This window comes from Marinomonas sp. S3726 (assembly GCF_000967665.1).
In the GTDB taxonomy this organism is placed as follows: Bacteria; Pseudomonadota; Gammaproteobacteria; order Pseudomonadales; family Marinomonadaceae; genus Marinomonas.
Genome location: NZ_JXYC01000027.1, coordinates 61,623 through 79,628, shown reverse-complemented (window position 1 = coordinate 79,628; position 18,006 = coordinate 61,623). Strand labels below are relative to the sequence as shown.

Here is an 18,006-nt window from a genome sequence, read left to right as displayed (position 1 = left end):
TTAAAGTGTGAATGAACTCAGCTTACTGACTAACCCAGCACTGATCTCATTAAGCCTATGTCCTTGGTATTGGAGCTGCTCACAGTCTTTGCTGTTTGAATGAGATAGGTTCTGAAGCAAGTTAATATGTTGAGAAACCTCAGTTACCATCTTATGAACTTGCATTAGGTCAACGTCGTTATGCTGGTTTTGCTGACCAATGATAGCTAAAATACCATTTAAGTGCTTGCTTGCAATAGCGATTTGTTCTCGGCTACTCATAGAGGTTTGAGACAAATCAGTTAAGTTTGAAGACTGTCTTTGTATTTGTTCCCCTGCCTCTTTCACCGCTGTACTGATAGCTTGAACAATTAAGTTAATTTGATTCAGACTGTCTTGAGTAGAGAGAGCAAGCTGTCTAACTTCATCTGCCACCACGGCAAAACCACGACCATGTTCGCCTGCTCTCGCGGCTTCAATTGCAGCATTCAAAGCCAATAAATTGGTTTGGTCGGCCAGAGTATCTATTACGGAAACAACACTGCCTATGGATTTTGCTTGCTCAGAGAGGGACTCAAATTTATTACTTAATTGGTTGCTGCTCTCAATGTAATTATCAATTATGTTAGCCATTTCAGACATTGAGCTGGTGGACTCTTCTAAACCTCTTTGAGTGTTTTGTACTTCTCGCTCAGTCTGCTCCGCCCTGTGTTGTAACAAAAGAGATTGTTGGTCTAGTAATTCACATTTATCAGCGAGAGTTTGTACACTTTCGTCTTGGCTTTGGATACGATTGACTAGGTCTTGATTTCGGTTGGCGAGTTCATCCGCCACATCATCACAGGTATGAGCCTGCTTTTGAATATCGGTTAGGGTGTCTCTAACATTCAGCCTAAATGAATCAATCACTTTTAGTATTTTTCCCATCTCACTGTTGTATTGGCTATTAACACTACAAGCTTGGGATAAATCTTTTTTCTCGAATGCTTTCATGTATTGAGTTATGCCATGTAGTGCATCTACTCCCCAATACTTCTCATCGATATCATGAATTACCAAAAGTACCACAACGACGTATTGTAGTACTTGCGAGTAGGTTTCTTGGGTGAAGAAGAAAGCATTAATAAATAAACCAATGGCACCTAACCAATGAATAAAACGCATTCTAAAAAAGAGTGATTGCATAAAAATATCCTACTTTAAGTCTTTGCTTGCTTGCCTGATTAAAGTTTGAACAGGCATTGAATGATGCAAGAATATATAACATGCATTTCAAATGTAAGTTTAAAAATATAAGAAATAACCTTTCTTACTGGTTGAGTTAAAGGGTTATGTCGTTGAATTTTTAGAAGGGGGTGAGAGGTGAGCAAGAAAGAAAAAGGGCGGCTGCATAACCTGCAGCCGCCCTTAGGCAGACAAAGGAATTAAGTAATTAATCTCTATAATCTTTTAAAGGATTAAGCCTCTAATGATCTTTCTGCTAGCTTTAAGTCTAGTGTTGCTTTGAGTAATTTATAAAGGCGAATAGATGCATCAATTTCATCTTTACGGTTGGTTAAACTTTCTATGTTTAAACCAAGCGGTATGCCTAAAGGCAAGGCAGTTTCAATAATTTGTTCAAGAGCATTTCTGCACACTTTAACTGACTCAGCAAGAGGGTCTTTAGCATCCAAAATACGATGTTTGGTTGCCTCTGGAACAGAGATGCCTAACCATTCCATAAAGTCTAAGGTTTTAGCACTACCACATGGAGTGAAAGTTAAAATTAAACGCTTAGGCTTAATACCTCTTTCTTTACAAGTGCGTGCATAACGGCTGATTAGGTCAATGGTTGCCTGTGCATTATAAACCGCTTGAGAGATAAAAAAGTCACAGCCAGAAGCCGATTTATTGAAAATACGTAAATGCTCATCACCTTTAACAGCGTGACGTTCTGCTATCGTTACACCACCAAGATGATAAGGATGATTATGTTTTTCTAATGTTTTGTATGCCTGACTTAGGGGAAGTTTAATATCACCATCCGAAGAAGGTGAGCCAACAAGTACGATGTCTTTAATACCGTATTGAGTCCAAGAGTCGTCTAACCATTGGTTAAACTCTTGTTCTGATCGTGCTGAAACGCTTTTATAAGTGATAACAGGTAAGTCTGAACCTTCACGTAGGCGCTTAGACCAAGCTCTTGGGTCTTGAGTTGACATAAAAGGGAAAGGGCGCGGCTTGTCTGTTCTGCTACTCTCATCTTGAATATCGTACACAATTAAACCATCAACTTCGACTTCGCTAATACGCTGTAGCAACTTGGCAGAAATTTCAGCTAATTTGTCTTCTTCGACAGAAGATCTTGGCGGAGTTGTGCCGATTAAATACACGCCACGATTAGGGTCTTGAAATTTACTGCTTAACTTGGAATTCATTCAACTCACCTTTTGACCCTATCTAGTTGTTAATTTTTCTAAACAGGGTGATAAACTATTTAATAAGGCCATTTTATCAGTGAATTGAATTCAAGATCATCCCATTCTGTTTGAATAATATTGAAGTTGAGGTGAATGAGACTAATCCTTTCTGATTTAGCCTGAGTAATTTAATTAATTATAAAAGAGTAGAGCATGTTAGATGTTTCGCAATTAGCCGAATATGGCAATGATAATTTGCCACCTGTGCACCTTTGGAAGCCAGATGCATGTGGTGATATGGATATGTTGATCAAGGCTAATGGACAATGGTGGCATGAAGGTAGTCCAATAAAACGCCCTGCTATGGTAAAAATGTTTAGCCGTATTTTGTGGCAAGAAGAGGGTGAGCACTTTCTCGTCACACCTGTTGAGAAAGTGAGAATTCAGGTTGAAGATGCCCCATTTCTTATTACTCATATGAAAGTAGTTAAACGTGATGAAGGTGAGTCATTAGAGTTTATTACCTCAGTGGGAGACCTCCTAGTACTTGGAGAAGACGATATCAGCTTATGGATGGATGATTATCAGGGAGAAGCTCACCCTTATATTTCTGTACGCTATGGTATGAAAGCTTTGGTTCATAGAAATATTTTTTATGATTTGGTTGAGCTGGGAGAAGAAGTTGAAATTGATGGTGAGCTACATCTTTGTGTGAAAAGCAAAGAGCAATATTTTAGTTTAGGAAAGCTAGAGGATTAGGGCTTTTGACAATGGCTTAGGATATAATGCCTCAATTCATATTTAGGTTTTTATTGAGGTTCTGTCTTTGCAATTTTCTGATTTTGGTTTTGATGCCCGTATTCTACAATCACTTCGCCACTGGGGCTTTGACTCAGCGACACAAATCCAAGCCCAAGCGATTCCCGAAGCCATGGCTGGGCGTGATTTACTGGCATCTTCAAAAACAGGTTCAGGAAAAACACTGGCGTACCTAATACCTGCGTTACACCGTGTTTATCGTGTTAGAGCCTTGTCTAACAAAGATGCTCGTGTACTGATTCTCGTGCCAACCCGCGAATTGGCAAAGCAGGTATTTTCTCAATTAAGGCTATTAGTGGCCAGCAGTAAGTTGAAGACTGCCCTTATTCTTGGGGGTGAAAACTTTAACGATCAAATTAAAGATCTACAGAAAGATCCTCAATTTATTGTAGCCACACCTGGTCGTTTAGTAGATCACCTAAATCAAAGAAATATGTTCTTAGATGGGCTTGAGTTACTTATTCTTGATGAAGCAGATCGTATGTTGGATTTAGGTTTTGCAGATCAACTTAAACAAATTGATGATGCTGCTAGCCATCGTTTGCGCCAAACATTATTTTTCTCTGCAACCTTAGACAATACAGAAGTCAACGAAATTGCTCAAAGGCTGTTGAATGAGCCTTCGCGAGTAGCAGTAGGTGCAGGAACAGATGTCCATAGTGACATCAAACAGAAGTTTTATCTTTGTGATCACCTAGATCATAAAGAAGCGATTTTGACTCACACTTTAGAAAAGGAAACTATTAAACAAGCCATTGTTTTTACGGCGACTAAGTTAGACACAGTTCGCTTGGCGAGTCTATTAGAAGAAAATGGTTTTACTACTCAAGCGTTAAATGGTGATCTAACGCAATCTGCTCGTAATAAGGTTATGGACAGCTTTGCTCGTGGTCACTTTCAAATATTGGTGAGTACAGATTTAGCATCACGTGGTTTGGATATTGCCAATGTTTCTCATGTGATTAACTTTGATATACCCAAACACAGCGAAGAGTATGTTCATAGAACAGGCCGAACAGGTCGTGCTGGCTTTCAAGGCGACGCCTATTCATTGGTAGGGCCAAAAGATTGGCATAATTTTAAAGCGTTAGAAGCTTTCCTATCTCGCACTTTTAGCTTCAATACCATAGAAGGTTTAGAAGCAAGCTTTAAAGGCTTAGCACCTAAGAAGGTCTTTAAAAAGTCGAAAAAACCTCAAGAGAAGAAAGTGAAAGCAGAAACGAAAGCGCCAGTAAAACGTCGAGGTCCGAGTAAGACAAAACTTCATACTAATAGCCAAGATGGTTTTGAACCTTTCAAAGTACCTAAGAAAAGTAAAGGTATTGCCTTAGACGATAAGGAATAATAGAAAAGACAGCTAAAAGGATAAGTACAGACAGGATGTCTATTAAAAAGAAGTAGTAAAAGCAGAGAGTTTATTAAGGTAGGAAAATAGAGTATTAAAGTAAGAAGCTATAACTTGCTTAGGTCGCGACTGCCCCTAAGCAGTTTGGGTCTTGCTTAGGGATAGTGCTGGTAGTGCTTTGGTGAAAAGACTTTTAATTGCAGTTGCTGCGGCTTTAAAAGTGGCTTTAACTGCCATTGCACGCATTTGTCTTGCACGGTTTTCGTAGTAGATAAAATCTATGTTGTTATCTAATTTAGCGTAAGTTTCAGTTGTTTGGTTTAGGCTGAAAGGGGCTAAACTATCGTATGTTGCTTTGTCCATTGTGTGCTCCAAGTAGTATGTTTTGTTGACATGCATATAGTAAAAATTTTAGTCGAAATTAACAAAGTATCCTTTTTCACGTCATTGATGAATTAATTTCACCTATTTGTAGATAGGGCGTTTTTTTTAGTGAAAAGTGTGTTAAAAATGACCTATAACTAAAGTATAAAACGGCATTTAAACTAAGGAGCCTGCGAATAAGTCCTCCCGCCTCAGCGTGTGGGTAAACACCGCTAGATTTATGGCGAGGAGCGCAACTTAATCGCAGGTTCCCTAGATTCCTCATAACTATGGAGTTTGAGATATTAATCGTTTACCCCCTTTAAATACGCTACGTTGCTTTGAAGCAGCTGCCCGTCACGGTAGTTTTATTAAGGCTTCCCATGAACTTTCTGTTACGCCTTCTGCTGTGAGTCATCAAATCAAAGCGCTTGAAGAGTTTTTAGGGATAGAGTTATTTTTAAGGACAAAACGAAAAGTACTCTTGACTGAAGCAGGAGCTGATTACCTAGAGCCGATAGCCTCAATATTTCGGCAGCTTGATGAAGCCACGACTGACTTGATTAATAAGCAGTCTTTAGGGGGGATTTTACGTTTAAGTGTTGCTCCAGCCTTCCTCTCTCGTTGGCTCATGCCAAGAATGGAGAGTTTTCAAGATCAATATCCTGATGTACAACTTGAATTAAACGCTTCTTCCGGCCTTGTTGATTTCTCGGCGGGTGATATTGATATGGCTATCTATTTTGGTGATGGTGATTGGCCTGATGTTGAAAAGCAATTTTTAAGAAACTCTGCCTTAGCACCTGTTTGTAACCCTAATCTAATCAAACCTCATCAACCAATCCGTACGCCAGATGATATGCGCTTCTATCCATTGCTGCATGTGGCCAAACGCAAAGAAGAATGGCACAGCTGGCTTAAGCAGAACGGCCTACAACCAAAGTTATTCCGACGTGGTGTAATGTTCTCGAATGGTTCCTTAACGGCAGCAGCGGCGGCTCAGGGGTTAGGTATAGCCTTAGCTGATCCAAGTTTGGTCGCTCCAGAGATTCATGAGGGCACTTTGCAGGTATTGTTTGATCAACATCTTAAAACACAAAGTGCTTTTTATATCGTCAATCAGAAAGATCGTAAAATGGCCCAACCTATGGAGGCTTTTAGGTCTTGGGTCATTGAACAAATGACGGACGAAAGTGACAGTGAGTTTTAGATTTGAAAATTGTCAGAACTGTAGAATATCTTATTGATTTTGATGATGAATTTGGTTTAAAAAACCATGACCTTAAAGTCTAAAAACCGTATTCTTGATGACAGAAAATTTATCAATTCATGGGAGAAAAAAATGTCTGAGCTTTCAGTAAATAGCTATTTTGACAATCAGGTAAAATCCATTGCACTAGAGAATGCAGAAGGTGTGTCCACAGTCGGTGTTATGGCTGTTGGTGAATATGAGTTTGGCACGTCACAAAGAGAATACATGACAGTTGTATCTGGTCTGCTAACCGTTAAATTGCCTGGTGCTGAAGGTTGGGTTGAATTTAAAAAAGGTGAAACCTTCATTGTAGAAGCAAACCAAAGTTTTGGTGTTAAAGTGAGCGAACAAACTGCTTACCACTGTCGCTATGAATAAGCATTTATTGGCTTAGATTAGAAACAAAAAATGCGCCTTAGGGCGCATTTTTATTGGGTTGTAGCAGCTAAACTATTAAGTTAGCTTGACTAATGAATTAGCCAGCGACCACATTGATTAACAAGGTTAATCTGTCCCCAGGTTGAACATATTTCTGCCCAGTTACCTTTGGATTCCATTTCTTAATATCAGCCAGTTTTACTCTAAACTTACCAGCCACTTTCGCGAGTGAGTCACCTGGTCTAATGGTGTAGATAATTTTCTTAGTTACACTACGACCAGTGCTGTTGACACGCTTTTCACCTTTTAACCAAACAACCAGTTTTTGGCCTGCAAATAACGGGTCTTTTAAGCCCATGTTATTCCAGCGTGCAAGTTGCTTAGAAGTGGTTTTATACTTTTGCGAGATTTTCCAAAAACTGTCACCCGATTTAACTACATAGTTAATTTTTATGCGGTTTTGACTTGGTGAGCGATTTTGCTTCGCTAGTAATCTTTGGTGAGAGCTTAATGTGTAGCTTTCAATCTTGCTACCTGCAACAGGTATCATTAACTGCTGGCCAACACGAATAAGGGTAGAAGACATCTTATTCACGTCTTGTAGTACGTTTACCGTTGTATTGTGTTGTTTAGCGATTAAAGCCAAGTTATCGCCAGACTCAACAGTATAACGAACCCAGGTAACGCGTTCATCAGCAGGGATAGAAACCAGCTTGCTTCGGAATGTCTTAGCCTTATCTACTGGGATCAATAATCTGTGAGGGCCTGTTGGAGAAGTTGCCCATTGGTTGAAACCAGGGTTTAGAAGGTAAACTTCATCAATACTGATGCCAGCCATATTCGCCGCTTGTGCCAAGTCGATTTGGCCACCAATATTGACTATTTCAAAATATGGCTCATTTGGCATGTCTTTTAGCTGGTAGTTATATTTTTCAGGATTTTTGAAAAGTTTACCAAGAGCAAGTAATTTAGGTACGTAAGCTCGGGTTTCTTTTGGTAGCTTAAGTGACCAGAAGTCAGTTGGCTTACCCGCTTTTTTATTACGACGAATCGCACGAGAAACTGTACCTTCACCTGAGTTATAAGCAGCAAGAGCGTGTAACCAGTCACCTTTAAACATCTTGTTCAAGCGAGTAAGGTAAGCAATAGCGGCACGGGTAGAGCCGACAATGTCACGACGACCGTCATACCACCAATCTTGAGCTAAACCATAACTACGACCAGTTGATGGAATAAACTGCCAAGGGCCTGATGCGCGACCATGGCTGTAACCAAATGGATCAAATCCACTCTCCACAATAGGTAGTAACGCAATCTCTAGAGGAAGGTTCGCTTTTTCTAGCTCTTCAACAATAAAGTATAGGTAGCGAGAACCACGACGTGAAACACGGTCAAGGTAACTTGGGTGTGAAACAAACCACTTTAGTTGGCTAGAAATTCTAGGTTTGTTCAGCTCTAGGTCAAGCGCAAAACCAGATTGCATACGTTGCCATAAATCTATCGGTGGAAGAGGTTCAGGAATGACTTCTTCTACAATCGCTTCGGCTTCTACTTCAGCTTTTTCAGTATCAAGATTGGCCAATTCCTCAGGAAGTGGAATATCGTCAATAACTGCTGGCGACATGGCAACATCGCGAGTATCTAGAGGGAAAACCAGTGCATCTTCTGTTTGATTGTTTTCATCAGAAGAGTCAATTACATTCGCGTCTAGATTAGACGTGGCTGTATTTTCCGCATCGATCGCTTGGGTTCCTGCTTGATCTTGCTCACTGGTTAACGATTGGCAACCGGTTAACGCAAGGCAAAATGTTGCTGCAATAAAAGTTTGTTTAGTCATCTAGTCATTTTTAGTTGGCAAATTTCGACACATTTTATAGTGCAAACCACTCAGGTCAACTAAAAGCTGTCTTTTGCTTTACGTATTTGTGTAAACCTTGCATCTTTTGTCTTGCCTACTTCTTGATCTAATTGCTTAGCTGCATTGTTCGAAACTTGATCAATGTGAGCTCGAAGAAAGGGATTAACCTCTTGTTCTATAGAAATTTTTGAAGGGAGAGTGGGTAAGTTTTGAGCTCGTAAATCTTGGCATTCTTGCTCATATCTAATTAAATTTTCGTTATTTTCGTCGAGAGAAAGGGCGAAAGAATAATTTGCTAAAGTATATTCATGAGTGCAATAAATTAAGGTGTCTTGAGGTAATTGAGCCAACTTTTCCAAAGAATCCAGCATCTGCTTTGGGCTACCTTCAAATAATCGACCACAACCGCCACGAAATAATGTGTCTCCACTAAAGAGAATCTTGTCCTCTTCTTGGCTTGAGCTGAAATAGCATAAATGATCGAGTGTATGTCCAGGAGTCGCTATGACTTCAAATTCACGACCCAGTACTGAAATAGTATCACCATCGACTAAAGCTTGATCAATAAGCTTCACCAAGTGCGCAGGGCCCGCGACATGGCAATTAAACAGCTTTTTAAGCTTTGCAACGCCACCAGTATGGTCAGGATGATGGTGAGTAATTAAAATGCCTGCCAAGGTCAATTTATGTGCTTCAAGATAAGCGAGCACAGGTTTGGCATCACCCGGGTCCACAACCCAAGCTTGTGAGCTATCATTGTCGGTCAAAATCCAGATATAATTGTCGTTAAAGGCTGGAATGGGATGAATCAAAATAAATCTCACTTTTCAGGTGTCAAATGGGGAGAAAATTACTCGTTTAAGTTATCCTATCAAACTGAGTAATGATACAGGTCAGCAGAGTAAATTGTATGGCGGACAAGCAAGTTAGGCAATTTTTCCAGCAATGGTACCAGTCTGAGCTCGGCCAAAATGTATTAAAGCAAGAAACAGAATTGTTAGATCGCCTGCTAAAAGAAACAGTGGGTTATTATCTTTTGACGCAAAGTCCGCTTAAACAGTTGGATATCTCCCATTCACTTCTTCGTACCAAGCTGATGATAGCTCCCTGTCTTGAATTGGGTGCGCCGGATAACTTGATCGTAGCTAACTCTCACGAATTGCCAGTCGAATCTGATGGTATTGATGTTCATATCTTGCATCATACGCTAGAGCTGTCTGAAGACCCTCATGGAGATCTGCGTGAAGCGGCTAGAAGCCTATTGCCAAGCGGTAAACTCATTATTGTGGGTTTTAACCCTTGGAGCTTTTGGCGAGCAAAACAGCTTTTTTCAAGCCGAGGTTATGCTCCTTGGTGTGCCAAATTTATTGCTATGAAGCGTTTGGAAGACTGGTTGAAAGTAGCAGGTTTAACATTAGAGAGTACAGATTACCTGTGTTATACGCCTCCTTTTAAATCAGCGGCATGGCAAGCGCGTTGGCAGCCTTTAGATTCTTTAATGTCTATGTCAAAGCTAGCGCTTGGCGGTGTTTATGTTATTACCGCCACAAAACAAACCCATAGACTTATTCCACATAAACCACGTTGGCGAAGAGCTTCTGTTCGAGTAACTCCGTTAAGAAAGCCAACGGTGAAAGAGATTAAACAGTGAAACACGTAGTAATTTATACAGATGGTGCTTGTAAAGGAAACCCAGGGCCTGGTGGTTGGGGGGCTTGGATTACCTTTGGTGAACATGAAAAGCGCCTATGTGGTGGTGAGAATGACACAACCAATAACCGCATGGAATTAAGTGGAGCAATAGAAGGCCTCAAAGCGCTGACTGAAGCCTGTAAGGTAACTTTATATACTGACTCCTCTTATGTACAAAAGGGGATTACACAATGGTTAGCAGGCTGGAAAAAGAAAGGTTGGAAAACAGCATCCAAGCAATCTGTAAAGAATAAAGACTTATGGCAAGCTCTGGATGATGAATGTCAAAGGCATGATATAGAGTGGAAATGGGTGAAAGGGCATGCGGGTATCAAGGGAAATGAAATTGCTGATGAACTTGCTAACCTAGGCATAGAGAAGATAAGAGATTAATTATGAGACAGATAATTCTAGATACGGAAACAACGGGTATTGACCCAAAGCAGGGCCATAGAATTATTGAAATTGGTTGTGTAGAAATGGTGGACAGGAAGCTCACCCAGAATCACTTCCATGTATATATCAATCCAGATCGTCAAGTTGAAGAAGAGGCTTTTCAAGTTCACGGAATTGGTGATGAATTCCTCGCCGATAAACCGAGATTCCATGAAATAGCACAAGACTTTTTAAATTATATTCAAGGGGCTGAGCTTGTTATTCATAACGCGCCCTTCGACGTAGGCTTTATCGATCATGAGTTTGCAAAGCTAGGCAACTTCCCTAAGGTTGCAGACATTTGTTCTGTTTTTGATACTTTAGCTTTTGCTCGAAATAAGCATCCGGGGGCTAAGAATAACCTTGATGCTTTATGTCGACGTTATGGTATTGATAACTCTCACCGTGAACTCCACGGAGCCTTATTAGACTCTGAGATCTTGGCTGATGTTTACCTATTAATGACCGGTGGGCAAACCAGCTTAGGTTTAGGTGATGACGACGATGACATGATGGGAGGAGCTGCCTTAACGATTAAACGATTAAGCCCAGATAGACCTATGTTAAAAGTGCTAAAAGCAAATGATGCTGAATTAGAGCTTCATAATGAAAGGCTTGATCTAATCGAGAAAAAGGCGGGTAAAGTACTCTGGCGTGACCTTAATTAGGTTTTTATAAGGTCACATGGCTTAGTTGTTTTAGTGAATAATGTGATTACTCGGTAATCGCATTTAACACACAAATTTGATTACGACCATTTTGTTTTGCTTGATAAAGCGCTTTATCTGCGGCTTCAAATAATTGTTTACAGTCAGATTGAGAAACCTTATCTGCTTCAATATGCGCCACTCCAAAGGTCGCTGTGATTGAAAAGTTTGATTGCTCATTTAAGGTGAAACGGTTTTGAGATAACTTTGTTTTAACTTGTTCTAGCAAAAACTCACATTCTTGTTGGCTTTTATTGTTAAAGCAGATCACAAATTCATCACCGCCAAAGCGGCCGATAATATCTTTCTCCCCTAATGTGTCCATTAAAATCTGAGCGAAGCCAGTTAACGCTTTATCGCCCGCCTGATGACCCAGTGAATCATTAATGCCTTTAAAATGGTCTAGATCACACATACATAAATTGAAAGCAAGCTTATCTTGTTTGTGTTGTAGCAATGCTTGATCAAATAGATCAAAAAAGTAACGTCGGTTAATCAATTTAGTTAACGGGTCATAATGGGCGAAGTAGTTAATTTCTTGTGTGGCGGCATCTCGGCTAGCCATGATTTTAACTATCATATAGAGCAGTAATGTACCTAATAAGAAGGAAGAAATATTAAGTGTCACCGTACTTCTGATGACTTGGTTTTCATGTTCTTCAACTTCTTCAGCTGCTTCTTGAGTAAATCTTTGTAGGTCGTCTCTTAAGTCGATTAGCTCTCGTCTTAGTTCCACTTCTTCACTATTAAGTAAGGTAATTAAGGCAGGGTGATACTCTCCTTGGCTGGATTTAAGCGCCTCCATCATATCGATTACTTGGTAATGGTATTGTGTATGTTCCAAGCTGATTTTATTGAGTGTCGTGATAACACGTGACATCTGATCACGCATTATTTGGCGGCTGTCCGTTAACATAGGCTGAATAAAGGCAATCAGTTCATCAATGGTTTGTTCGAACTTTTCACCGCTCCTGATAAAACTGCCTTCAAGAGTGTCTAATACGATTAATCTGTGATCTTGGCTTAGCTGATGTAGCTTTTCGATCAATAAGGTTTGCTCAAATTGACGATCAATCAGAGGTAGTAGCTGAGAAATAAGAGGTAAATCACGGTTAGCAACATCGTAAAACTCATCTTTAATCTGCTGCATTTTGAAGAATGAAAAAAGACCATTTACAACAATGAGTAGGGCAATGAGAAAGCTCAAAAGAAAAATGAGCTTGTTACTTTTACGATAGTTGATCATGTCTTTTTAAAGGTGCTTATTTTGGCTGCTAGTTATGGGAAAGTGAGCCATAAAAATGCTAGCTCGTATTTAAATAAAGCGCTGCCAGTTATGCTTTATAAACAATATTTTGCAGCCCAAGTTTAAACTAAAATATTTAAAATGATATGGCATTCATAAAAAAGCAAAACTTCTCCATAAAGCGCGGATAGAGAAAGGGAGGAAAAAACGAGTTAAGGGATGATGGAGAAAGAAAAAACTCATTCACTAAGGGGAGAAGTGAATGAGTTTTTAGCATTAAAAATAGCGTCTTACTTCAACTTGAATGTAGTCATCATTGCGTAATTGATAGCTGCTATCTTGTGTATCTGTATTGGTGAAAACTCTTGCTTGAGTTTCGATAAACCAATCGTCATTTAGTCGGCGGCTGCCTTCTAAGCTGATAAATTGGCTTTGATTATCAAGGTCGAAACTGATGCTTGAGATAACCTCAGTTCCTTCAATATCATTAAGTACCCATCGAGTCCCTAAGGCTAGGTCATTCTGATTAACTGTTGCTTTATCGCCATGCCTATCGTCGAATTGATACTCAACAAAAACACCTAAGTCTGAGACAGATTCGTTGATGCCAACATAGGTATATTCAAAGCCACCCACAGCGGCAGTATTTCTATCATCGCCTTTATACTTAATAGAAATACCTTCTAATTTGAATAACCAATCTTCATGAATCGCTTGAACATCTAAGCCGGTTTGCTGAATCTGGGCATAATAAGGCGCAAGTCCTATGACCTGATTGGAAGAGTTAGTAATGGTTTGAAATTGGGGATCTCTTGAGGTGCCAATAAATTGGCTTAAACCCACATCCCAATCCCCATAGACTTGAGACCATCTTGCAGCAAAATCAATATGCTCATCTTCTTTAGATGACTGATATCTAACCGCATCTGTATCTACTCTAAGTTCGCTTCTTAATCGACCATCACTACCGGTGAAAGTACGCTCGCGAAAGCCAAATAGAGCAAAGGCTTCAAAGGTACCCCAGTCTCTTTCCATCAAAACGCTAAGCATAGGCTGGCCAAGTTTATCCTCGCCATCTATGTCCTCTACGGCATCATCTTGGTTGACGATATCCACTAGGTGTAGTGTTTCAGTAACCCCCCAGAATACTTTGCGTACACCAGCGTAAACTTCGTAATCTTGATAGCCGCGCCAAACATAAAGTTCACGAATATCTAGGTGGCTTCTTTCACTATCTTGCTCGTCATAACGGCCAAAGGTTGTTGCAACAAACCTTTTGTTTCCATCATCCCAGTCACGGTAATACTCAAGATTAAAGGCAGTGGAAAGGCTGCTGTCATCTTGTCCAGAATAAAGGGCATCCTGGGGGAAATAACGAGCTTCCAATGCACCATAACCTGTCAATTCACTATAGGTATCCTCATACTCATCAGCCATAAGGGCTGATGAGTAGTTTAGAGACAGTAAACTGGCAAGAGTAAGGGCCGCAGCAGGTAATTTTTTTACTTTTAATAAGGGCTTCAAACTCATCATCTTTATCTCTCGTTAAGGTTACTTAGCGCGAGCTAAACTGTTTTTTGTGAAATCTTTTTCACGGAAGCCATTGGAGAATTTCCAGCCTTGGTAGTTAAGCTCAGTTGATTTACCTGTTTGGTGGTTAATCATTAGCCAGTTATCAGCGCGCCAAAACTTATTCTCATATTGATTGTAATTAGACAAGGTAAGTGTCTTTAATAGGTCTGATTTACGATCATAAAAATCAATCTTAAAAGCACGATATTCTTGTGTATCTATCCACACATTTTGTACCGAGTAGCCAGACTTAGGATCAACTGGATCTCTTTCTATGACAAAGTGATCACGGCCATCAAGAGTTTCATTGCGTAGGTACTTATAGGTGTATTTCTCGACTTCTTGTGAAGAGATGTCTTCGAAAGCAAACTCACTGCCCATGAAAGGGCCAGACTTGTTGCTAGATGAAATACGTTTTACACGCTTTAGAGCGGGTAGGTAAAGCCATTGGTCATCCGAAGTGGTCTTATGAGTAAAAGATAAAAAGGCGGTGCCTTTCACATCTCTTGGGTTGTCAAAAATAATGAGGGCTTTATCGCCATCATTATCTTGCTCTAGGGTTTTGCTGCGCATACGACGAACACTTTCTTCACCGTATTTGTTTCTAAGAACCATGGTCATCTTGGTTGAGTTATCTGCAAAACCAAGATCACGTTTGTCTGCTTCAATTGCTATGTCTAGCCCTTTTTGTTCAGCAGGAGATAGGTCTGCTGCTACAAGGAAAGTGCTACCGAAGAATAAGCTACCCGCAACGGCTAAGGTGCTTAATTTAGTGGTTTGACTATTAAATATCTTTTTCATTTTATTCACCTTAGTTTGCTGCTGTGAAGCGAGTGTTTGAATCATTTGATGCGTTTTCTTCTTCTGTTTTATAGGCTTTCTTGTCCAGTTTTAATAACAGAACAGGTAACAATAAGAAGTCAGCGATTAATGCCATAACGATAGCGATAGCGGTTAATACCGCCATATTTGAATTCATACCGAAAGATGATTGAGCCAGTACGCCAAAACCTGCAACCAAGATGACAGATGTTACTATGATGGCAACACCCACCGATGAAAACGCATAACGTACAGCTTTTTCGGCGGACATACCTTGACGACGAACCCTTAGATACTTACTTAAGAAGTGGACCGTATCATCTACAACAATACCCAGTGCCATACCCGTTACCATGGAGACAGCGACATTCACTTCACCAACGAGTAGACCCCAAAGGCCGAAGGCAAGTGCGGCAGGCAGTAGGTTAGGGATAAGACTCAAGAAACCTAGTTTGACGCTACGAAGCGCGATGCCAATCAATAGGGAGATAAGAATCATAGCGACCCCAGTACCTACTAGCATGCCTTCAATGTTTCTATCGGCAATGTAGGAGAACATGATCGCAGGACCTACGCCATATGCGGTAATACCTGCATTATCTTGCAGCCATTGAGTACCACGTTCTGCAATCGCTTTAAGCTGAGTCGAGCCAAGATCTTGCAAAGACACAACAATCTGAGTGGAAGACTTACTTACATTAACCTGATTGTTAAGATCCAAGCCGTATGGCAAAGATAGCTCGTAAAGTAGTAGGTATTGAGCTGCGAGTTCTGGATCTTCTGGTAAACGGTAGTAGCTTTCATCATCCCCATGAAGGTTCATGTTAAGACGTTTGAATGTATCACTAATACTATTTACATGGATAACTTCAGGCTGAGTACGTAGCCAAGTTGTAAAGTTATCTAGTTTAGCTAGGAAAGCAGGGTTGCTGATGCCATTATTTTCACCGCTATCTAGAGAGTATTGCAGCTGATAAATACCAGTCAGTTCGTCGGTGACAAAGTCGGAATCAACACGGAAATCTTGAGTCTCATCAAAATAGCCAATGAAATTATCTTCAAGTTTGTTCATTTGAATTGAGCTAACAAGCACTAGGGTAATCAGGCCAGAACCCAGCAGGATCTTTCTTTGATTATTAATAACATAGTCCGCAAGCTTATCCATGCTAGTACCAATCGATGTGCTGCTTTTCGTTGCTTTAGCAGGCAAGATAGCCATCAATGCAGGTAGTAGCGTTACCGATAAGAAGAAGGCCATCATAACGCCAACGGCTGTGATATTACCTAGATCGTGAAACGGCGGTGCATCACTAAAGTTCATAGATAAGAAGCCGATCGCAGTCGTTACCGATGTTAAGAAAACAGGGCCAAGGTTTACCTTGATACTTTCTCTTAGAGCATCATGTTTATTTAAACCACTTCGCATACCTGCGAACATGCTGACTAATATGTGGATAGAGTCGGCGACAGCGAGTGTCATAATAATAGTGGTTGCAGAAGCAGAAGGCGGTGTTAGTTGAACGCCAAAGTGACCAGCGAATCCCATTCCTGCCATCATAGAAAGCATGATAACAATAACAGCGCTGACAGTTGCGCTAATAGAGCGAACAAGAAGATACATGATGGCAATGATAACCAAGTACATGATAGGTACTAAGGTAGACATGTCTTTCATGGTTGCTTCAAAGAAAGCATTAGACAGCATTACCATGCCAGTTAAGCGTACATTTACATCATATTTAGCTTCTATTTCTGCTGCTAACGCTCGGGCAGCATTCACTGCTTGAGGCGCTTCATCGAGCGATTTTTGTGGCATTTGGAAGGTAATATTAACGCCAGAGACAGTGCCCTCTTTGTTAACAATACGATCAGCCAGCAGTGGCTCACTTAATGCAACTTGCTTTAATAGCTGAAGATTAAGCGCATCGATATCTTTTGCACCTGTTACCAAGTCTTCAACAATCAGGTCATCTTCTTCAGCATAGGTGTGCTGGAAGTTGCTAATTGAGTCCACTCTTAAGGCGAAAGGCAGTAACCAAGACTTTTCAGTTAGCTCTTCTACTGCGGCTAACGCGTCGTTAGAAAAAGCATTGTTGTCTTTTGGCTCGATCGCAAAAAGGACATTATCTATCTTTGTATAGGTACGTTGTAGCTGTTCAAACTCTTGTAGTTGCGGGTTATCTTCACTGAAGAATACGCGGTAATCATTGTTAAAAGCTAACAGTCTAGCCCCACTTGCAATGAATAAGGTAATCAAGACAGATGCGATGAGCACCAGCCAGCGATTACGTATAAGCCAATCCGCGTAGCGGCTAGCCCAATCTGATGTTTTCTGTGAAGGTTGCATTTTAATTGCTCCTACAAGGTGTTAGAGTAATCTATACCAACCGCTCGGTATGTTATTGGCTAATCATTCCGACCGTTCGGTATGTGAAAAGTTAAATAAAAACACCTATTAAGGTGTTTTTATAAAGGGAATCTTTTTTGTAACGACTAAAGTTTTAACGTTCTAAGGTATTCGATAAAGGATTCATGAAGCTTCAACATACATTCGGATGAGCGACAGCTTTTAACTATGCTACCTATGCCTTGAAAGCTTGAAATGATAAACCAAGCTGTCTGTTCCACTTTTAAATCCGGTTTCAAAGTATTGTTTTCTATGCCTTTCTCAATGGCTGTCATCAATAGGTCGCAATGAGTTTTGTACATATTTGAGGTGCACTGTTGAAAGCCTTCATCTGTCGCAGACATTTCTTGTGAAACGCTGTTTACAGGACATCCTTTCATTATGTCATCGATTGAACAATGAGCTTGGAACCCAGCTAACATAAGGCGAATACCTTCAACCATGTCGTCATAGGCTAGTGCTGTACGCCAATGGCCCAAATATTCTTCAGCATAAACTTCATCAAATACTGCATAGCCGAGTGCTTGCTTATTAGCAAAGTGGTGATATAGCGCACCCTTAGAGACTTCGGCTTTTTCAAGAATTTTAGAAAGGCTAGCTGCTTTAAAACCATACAAGCGCATCTCTTCAGCAGACACCTCTAAAAGGTGACGACGGGTTGCTTCTGAATCACGAGAGTTTGACATAAAAAAACCTATACCTTGAATAAAGTGAAGTCTACAAACCGATCGG

17 protein-coding genes are annotated in these 18,006 nt (G+C 40.4%); 7 read left to right on the top strand and 10 right to left on the bottom strand.

All coding sequences use genetic code 11. From position 1 onward, the window contains the following. Together TW85_RS26605 and TW85_RS19555 are read right to left on the bottom strand one after the other, a co-directional pair. Nucleotides 1-1,164 (bottom strand): methyl-accepting chemotaxis protein, encoded by a 1,164-nt coding sequence (locus TW85_RS26605; protein ID WP_046018824.1) that lies wholly within the window; start codon nucleotides 1,162-1,164, stop codon nucleotides 1-3. A 272-nt stretch (nucleotides 1,165-1,436) separates the two neighbouring features. Then, nucleotides 1,437-2,396, bottom strand: coding sequence for a hypothetical protein (locus TW85_RS19555; RefSeq protein WP_046018823.1), 960 nt, complete (start codon nucleotides 2,394-2,396; stop codon nucleotides 1,437-1,439). 195 nt (nucleotides 2,397-2,591) lie between these two features. Here TW85_RS19555 and TW85_RS19550 point away from each other — a divergent pair, with 195 nt between their 5' ends. Beyond that, complete coding sequence (locus tag TW85_RS19550; RefSeq protein WP_046018822.1) at nucleotides 2,592-3,137, top strand: DUF1285 domain-containing protein; 546 nt, start codon at nucleotides 2,592-2,594, stop codon at nucleotides 3,135-3,137. Between the two features lie 67 nt (nucleotides 3,138-3,204). Further along, the gene (locus TW85_RS19545) at nucleotides 3,205-4,542 is read left to right on the top strand and encodes a DEAD/DEAH box helicase (RefSeq protein WP_046018821.1); all 1,338 of its coding nucleotides are present in this window, start codon (nucleotides 3,205-3,207) and stop codon (nucleotides 4,540-4,542) included. Nucleotides 4,543-4,677: 135 nt separating this feature from the next. Here the strand turns inward: TW85_RS19545 and TW85_RS19540 are convergent, their stop codons facing one another. Further along, a complete protein-coding gene (locus TW85_RS19540) occupies nucleotides 4,678-4,905 on the bottom strand; it encodes a hypothetical protein (RefSeq protein ID WP_046018820.1) in 228 nt (75 codons plus the stop codon). 304 nt (nucleotides 4,906-5,209) lie between these two features. On the opposite strand from TW85_RS19540, the gene gcvA reads away from it, so the two are divergent. Both gcvA and TW85_RS19530 read left to right on the top strand, forming a co-directional pair. Continuing rightward, a complete protein-coding gene (gene gcvA, locus TW85_RS19535; RefSeq protein WP_046018819.1) occupies nucleotides 5,210-6,115 on the top strand; it encodes a transcriptional regulator GcvA in 906 nt (301 codons plus the stop codon). A 132-nt stretch (nucleotides 6,116-6,247) separates the two neighbouring features. Next, nucleotides 6,248-6,535 carry a pyrimidine/purine nucleoside phosphorylase gene (locus tag TW85_RS19530; protein WP_046018864.1) on the top strand — a complete coding sequence of 96 codons (288 nt, stop codon included), beginning with the start codon at nucleotides 6,248-6,250 and terminating at the stop codon, nucleotides 6,533-6,535. Between the two features lie 97 nt (nucleotides 6,536-6,632). Here TW85_RS19530 and TW85_RS19525 read toward each other — a convergent pair whose 3' ends face one another. Together TW85_RS19525 and gloB are read right to left on the bottom strand one after the other, a co-directional pair. After that, nucleotides 6,633-8,372 carry a LysM peptidoglycan-binding domain-containing protein gene (locus TW85_RS19525; protein WP_046018818.1) on the bottom strand — a complete coding sequence of 580 codons (1,740 nt, stop codon included), beginning with the start codon at nucleotides 8,370-8,372 and terminating at the stop codon, nucleotides 6,633-6,635. A gap of 59 nt (nucleotides 8,373-8,431) precedes the next feature. Beyond that, on the bottom strand, nucleotides 8,432-9,205 hold the full coding sequence (gene gloB / locus TW85_RS19520) for a hydroxyacylglutathione hydrolase (protein WP_238326266.1): 774 nt from the start codon (nucleotides 9,203-9,205) through the stop codon (nucleotides 8,432-8,434). A gap of 98 nt (nucleotides 9,206-9,303) precedes the next feature. Between gloB and TW85_RS19515 the strand changes: the two genes are divergently transcribed. The 3 genes from TW85_RS19515 to dnaQ are packed head-to-tail and all read left to right on the top strand — an operon-like array spanning nucleotide 9,304 to nucleotide 11,188. Next, complete coding sequence (locus tag TW85_RS19515) at nucleotides 9,304-10,044, top strand: methyltransferase domain-containing protein (protein ID WP_046018817.1); 741 nt, start codon at nucleotides 9,304-9,306, stop codon at nucleotides 10,042-10,044. After that, nucleotides 10,041-10,478: a ribonuclease HI gene (rnhA, locus tag TW85_RS19510; RefSeq protein WP_046018816.1), complete on the top strand. Its 438-nt coding sequence runs from the start codon at nucleotides 10,041-10,043 to the stop codon at nucleotides 10,476-10,478. Before TW85_RS19515 ends, rnhA begins: the two co-directional genes overlap by 4 nt. Nucleotides 10,479-10,480: 2 nt before the next feature. Beyond that, on the top strand, nucleotides 10,481-11,188 hold the full coding sequence (gene dnaQ, locus TW85_RS19505; RefSeq protein ID WP_046018815.1) for a DNA polymerase III subunit epsilon: 708 nt from the start codon (nucleotides 10,481-10,483) through the stop codon (nucleotides 11,186-11,188). A 46-nt stretch (nucleotides 11,189-11,234) separates the two neighbouring features. Here the strand turns inward: dnaQ and TW85_RS19500 are convergent, their stop codons facing one another. The 5 genes from TW85_RS19500 to TW85_RS25655 form a co-directional block, all read right to left on the bottom strand. After that, the gene (locus TW85_RS19500) at nucleotides 11,235-12,473 is read right to left on the bottom strand and encodes a GGDEF domain-containing protein (RefSeq protein ID WP_046018814.1); all 1,239 of its coding nucleotides are present in this window, start codon (nucleotides 12,471-12,473) and stop codon (nucleotides 11,235-11,237) included. 276 nt (nucleotides 12,474-12,749) lie between these two features. Beyond that, nucleotides 12,750-14,006, bottom strand: a complete 1,257-nt coding sequence (locus tag TW85_RS19495; protein WP_238326265.1) for a hypothetical protein — start codon at nucleotides 14,004-14,006, stop codon at nucleotides 12,750-12,752. Nucleotides 14,007-14,024: 18 nt separating this feature from the next. Next, on the bottom strand, nucleotides 14,025-14,846 hold the full coding sequence (locus TW85_RS19490) for an outer membrane lipoprotein-sorting protein (protein ID WP_046018861.1): 822 nt from the start codon (nucleotides 14,844-14,846) through the stop codon (nucleotides 14,025-14,027). A 10-nt stretch (nucleotides 14,847-14,856) separates the two neighbouring features. After that, nucleotides 14,857-17,214, bottom strand: a complete 2,358-nt coding sequence (locus tag TW85_RS19485; RefSeq protein ID WP_046018813.1) for an MMPL family transporter — start codon at nucleotides 17,212-17,214, stop codon at nucleotides 14,857-14,859. 146 nt (nucleotides 17,215-17,360) lie between these two features. Next, on the bottom strand, nucleotides 17,361-17,960 hold the full coding sequence (locus tag TW85_RS25655; protein WP_052702315.1) for a TetR/AcrR family transcriptional regulator: 600 nt from the start codon (nucleotides 17,958-17,960) through the stop codon (nucleotides 17,361-17,363). Nucleotides 17,961-18,006: the final 46 nt, after the last annotated feature.